Raw genomic sequence first — 2,747 nt, forward strand, 5'->3', positions numbered from 1 at the left:
GGTTAGTATTTGCGGATTCTACGCGCCTGCGTCCTGCAACTGCATCGATCGCCGATGGTCTGGCTGAAGAACTTTCTATTTTTCTTTGGTCAGTCCAGCGCACCACTTATTTAAAGGTCTTTCGCTGGGCGGTGCAGCCTGTGCGTCAGGAGCGACAGATTCTAAAGCAGCTTACGCAACAAATTCGTCAAGCGTTTCCGAATCGCTATCCTGAACCTTCAGCGATCGATCTGAGCCAGCAGTCAATTTTTGATGCCCTCGCGCCCCATTACCCCAAGACAGTGGAATGCTTCCGGCGAATTCCTAACGGTGAGTATGACTTGACCCGTGTGTACTGGTGGGAAAAACGTTGGCGAGAGGGAGTTCGATCGCCGCAGCAGCCCAAACAAGTTGTTGTTCGCAAACAGCCGGAGCAAGAGCAAACCAGCTCTCTTGCCCCTGAGCAACCCGCCTATGACCTGATTTATATTGGCGGCGCGCTGGGCGTAATTCATGCAGCAGTGATGGCTCGGCTCGGCTACCGGGTGCTGTTGTTAGAACGGCTGCCCTTTGGACGCATGAACCGGGAGTGGAACATTTCGCGATCGGAGTTTCAGAATCTGATTGATCTGGGGTTATTTACCGCCTCCGAGTTTGAGGGACTGATTGCCCGAGAATATATCGACGGGTTTCACAAGTTCTTCGATGCCAACAATCCGCCGCAGGCAAAAGCTCCAGTTCTGCACACGCCAACCGTGCTGAATGTTGCGCTCGATGCCGAAAAACTGCTGCGGCTCTGCGGTGAAAAGCTGCGATCGGCGGGTGGTGAAATCTGGGACGAAACCGAATTTTTGCAGGCAGAAGTCGGTGCGTCGGGCGTAACCGTTCGAGCCACCCATTTACCCACCGGGACGGCAAAACAGGCAGAAGGACGGCTACTCGTGGATGCAATGGGAACCGCTTCGCCGATCGCCTGGCAGCTTAACGGAGGACGGGCATTTGACAGCGTGTGTCCCACCGTGGGAGCGGTCATCGACGGCGGATTTGAGCCGGGGGTTTGGGATTCGCGCTATGGGGATGTGCTGAATAGTCACGGCGATATCTCACGCGGGCGGCAGCTCATTTGGGAACTGTTTCCTGGTCGGGGCGATGAGCTGACTTTCTATCTGTTTCACTATCATCAGGTGAACCCTGATAATCCTGGTTCGCTGCTGGAAATGTACGAAGATTTCTTTACCATCGTGTCGGAGTATCGTCGCTGCGACCTGAACCAGCTTCAGTGGAAAAAAGCGACCTTTGGCTACATTCCGGGACACTTCAGCACCTCGGCAACCGATCGCCAGATTGCCGTTGATCGATTGATCACGATCGGCGATGCGGCTTCGCTTCAGTCTCCGCTGGTGTTTACCGGATTCGGTTCGCTGGTGCGAAATTTGCCCCGCCTGACCGATCTACTCGACACGGCTCTGCGTCACAATCTGCTGAAGGCAAATCACCTGAATCAAATCCGGGCGTATCAGAGCAACATTTCTGTGACCTGGTTGTTCTCAAAGGGCATGATGGTTCCTACGCATCGTTTTATTGCGCCCCAGCGGGTGAACTCGATGCTCAATACTTTTTTTGGCATTCTTGCCAGCGAACCTCCTGCCGTTGCCGATCGCTTTATCAAAGACCGGGCGGGCTGGATTCCCTTTAACCGGATGGCAATTAAGGCGGCCTGGCTGAATCCGTCGCTGCTGCTGTGGATCTGGGAACTGGCAGGCCCACGGGATCTAATGCGCTGGGTGGGCAGCTATGTCAACTTCACCCTGTTTGCGCTGATGTGCTGGTTGCTGCGCTGGGTTCCTTCCCTGGCGCGATCGATTCAGCCCTGGCTGGAGGCAAAGAATCCATCGCTCTGGCTCTGGCTGCTGACTCAAAGTTATGCCCTCACCTATGGCATCGGCAATCCCAGAATCGAGTTTGTTAAAGGACAGGGACGATCGCGGCTAGCAAACCTGCAATCTCTGACCGGCAAGCCGATTCAGGACGCTCGATCGCAGTAGAACTCGCTGTGGCAGGCTCAGCGTTGAGAAGATGTTGAGCTAAAGATGAAGACATAAAAAAGGGGGCAAGTCGGTTCTTCCGCAGTCCCCTTTGGGGTAATTGCCCCCACCGTTTTGATTCAGTTTTGAACAGGCTAGGCTTGATCGACTAGGCTTAATTGGTCAGGTTTGATTTAACTCAGGAAAAGCCCGACCAACGCGGCGACTAGCGCGACTCCGGGAAGAAGGTCGACCAAGCTTCAGGATCTTCTACGGTGTAGCGAATGGGATTGCTGCAAAGCACAACGTTCTGATTGTTCCGGCACTGCTGATTTCCTGCTTCCGGCTCCTGAGTGATTCTGGGCGATTCAGCAAAATCAGGACCGGGATTGTTGCGGGCGCGCCATGCCTCTGACTCAATCTCACGAGCAGGGTTTTCGCACTGAGGGTCGAGGCTGTTGCGGCATTCAAAGGTTCCCGGCGTGCGCTCAGGATAGGCAGCGCGGGCGATCGGGCTTTCAATGACTGCACCTGCCGCAACCATTGCGCTAACAACGCCAGCAGAAAGGATCAACTTTTTGATCAGTGCATGAGCGAATTGAGATTTCATCATGAATTACTTCTCTTCAAAAATAAATGCTGACCAGGTTAGTTACAGTTAAAGCCAAGCGAATGGGCTTGTAAACTCAACTTTTGGTAGAACTATACGCCTTCCACAATCTTTTTTAACTTAAAAAAGACTAA

At 53.4% G+C, this 2,747-nt stretch carries 2 protein-coding genes; one reads left to right on the plus strand and one right to left on the minus strand.

Annotated features, from left to right (window positions below):
* Positions 1-2,024: NAD(P)/FAD-dependent oxidoreductase (locus H6F80_RS13570; protein ID WP_190792072.1), on the plus strand; the 2,024-nt coding region annotated here is incomplete at its 5' end.
* A gap of 205 nt (positions 2,025-2,229) precedes the next feature.
* On the opposite strand, the gene H6F80_RS13575 is transcribed toward H6F80_RS13570, so the two are convergent.
* On the minus strand, positions 2,230-2,616 hold the full coding sequence (locus H6F80_RS13575; protein ID WP_190792073.1) for a hypothetical protein: 387 nt from the start codon (positions 2,614-2,616) through the stop codon (positions 2,230-2,232).
* Between the last annotated feature and the right edge of the window lie 131 nt (positions 2,617-2,747).

Origin of the sequence: Leptolyngbya sp. FACHB-711 (assembly GCF_014695615.1) — a bacterium.
Taxonomy (GTDB): Bacteria; Cyanobacteriota; Cyanobacteriia; order Elainellales; family Elainellaceae; genus Leptolyngbya_A.